This window comes from Nocardioides sp. NPDC057577 (assembly GCF_042801335.1).
Lineage (GTDB): Bacteria > Actinomycetota > Actinomycetes > Propionibacteriales > Nocardioidaceae > Nocardioides.
In genome coordinates this window covers 1-1833 of sequence record NZ_JBHVGB010000327.1, presented here as the reverse complement: position 1 = coordinate 1833, position 1833 = coordinate 1, and the positions used below count along the sequence as shown (strand labels likewise).

The following is a 1833-nucleotide window of genomic DNA, read 5'->3' as shown; positions in this document are numbered from 1 at the left end:
CGCGTGGACCGTAGATTCCGCGACACAACCCCGCCATGGCGGGAAAATGCACCGATGCCCACCCCCAGAACATGCTTTTCGCCGGGCCGGTCTTACGCCCGATCCCGCGATGAGGTGAGATGGACCACATGAGCGAACCACGCACTGTCCGCGCCCCGCACGGCCCCGAGATCACCGCCAAGAACTGGCAGACCGAGGCCGCCAAGCGCATGCTGATGAACAACCTCGACCCGGAGGTGGCCGAGCGCCCCGCCGACCTGGTCGTCTACGGCGGCACCGGCCGCGCCGCGCGTTCCTGGGAGGCCTACGACGCCATCGTCCGCACCCTCGACGAGCTCGAGGCCGACGAGACGCTGCTGGTGCAGTCGGGCAAGCCGGTCGGCGTCTTCCGCACCCACGAGTGGGCGCCGCGCGTCCTGATCGCCAACTCCAACCTCGTCGGCGACTGGGCGACCTGGCCGGAGTTCCGGCGGCTGGAGTCGCTCGGCCTGACCATGTACGGCCAGATGACCGCCGGCTCGTGGATCTACATCGGCACCCAAGGCATCCTCCAGGGGACGTATGAGTGCTTCGCCGCGATCGCGCGCAAGCGCTTCAAGGGGACCCTGGCCGGGACGCTGACCCTGACCGGTGGCGCGGGCGGCATGGGCGGTGCGCAGCCCCTCGCGGTGACGCTCAACGAGGGCGTCGTGATCGTCGTCGACGTCGACGCCGCCCGCCTCCAGCGCCGGGTCGACCACGGCTACATGGACACCGTGGCCGCGGATCTCGACGACGCGCTGGCCCAGGCCGAGGAGGCCAAGAAGTCGCGTACGCCGCGCTCCATCGGCCTCGTCGGCAACTGCGCCGCGGTCTTCCCGGAGATCCTGGCGCGCGAGGTCGAGATCGACATCGTCACCGACCAGACCTCGGCGCACGACCCGCTCTCCTATCTCCCGCTGGAGTACACCGTCGAGGAGTGGGCCGTGCGCGCCGAGGAGGACCCCGACGACTTCACCGAGAAGGCGCAGGCCTCGATGGCCAAGCACGTCGAGGCGATGGTCGGCTTCATGGCGCGTGACGCCGAGGTCTTCGACTACGGCAACTCGCTGCGCGAGGGAGCCCGTCTGGGCGGGTTCGCGGACGCGTTCGCCTTCCCCGGCTTCGTCCCCGCCTACATCCGGCCGCTCTTCGAGGAGGGTCTGGGCCCGTTCCGCTGGGCGGCGCTCTCGGGTGACCCCGAGGACATCGCCAGGACCGACCGGGCGATCGTCGACCTCTTCCCCGAGAACGAGGGCCTCAAGCGCTGGATCACCCAGGCGGGCGAGAAGGTGCACTTCGAGGGCCTGCCGGCGCGGATCTGCTGGCTGGGCTACAAGGAGCGCCACCTCGCCGGGCTGAAGTTCAACGAGATGGTCGCCTCCGGGGAGCTCTCGGCGCCGGTCGTCATCGGCCGCGACCACCTCGACTCCGGGTCCGTGGCCTCGCCCTACCGCGAGACGGAGGCGATGAAGGACGGGTCCGACGCGATCGCCGACTGGCCGCTGCTCAACGCGCTGCTCAACACCGCCTCCGGCGCGAGCTGGGTGAGCATCCACCACGGCGGCGGCGTCGGCATCGGCCGCTCCATCCACGCGGGCCAGGTCTGCGTCGCCGACGGCACTCCGCTCGCCGCGGAGAAGATCGAGCGGGTCCTGACAAACGACCCCGGAACCGGCGTCATGCGCCACGTGGACGCCGGCTACGAGCACGCGCGCGATGTCGCCCGCGAGCGGGGCCTCAACGTCCCGATGCTCGACGCCTGACGCAGGCAGACGACTGTGGTGGTCTCGACACGCTCGGCCGTGGCCCGCC

The 1833-nt window shown here is 70.6% G+C and carries 1 protein-coding gene; it reads left to right on the top strand.

The genetic code is table 11. The annotated features are described in order from the left end of the window. The first annotated feature begins 128 nt into the window (after window positions 1–128). On the top strand, window positions 129–1784 hold the full coding sequence (gene hutU, locus ACFU7D_RS29525) for a urocanate hydratase (RefSeq protein WP_378874056.1): 1656 nt from the start codon (window positions 129–131) through the stop codon (window positions 1782–1784). Window positions 1785–1833: the final 49 nt, after the last annotated feature.

Coding starts and splice junctions, on each gene's coding strand:
- hutU (WP_378874056.1), top strand. CDS start 129: ATGAGCGAACCACGCACTGTCCGCGCCCCGCACGGCCCCGAGATCACC.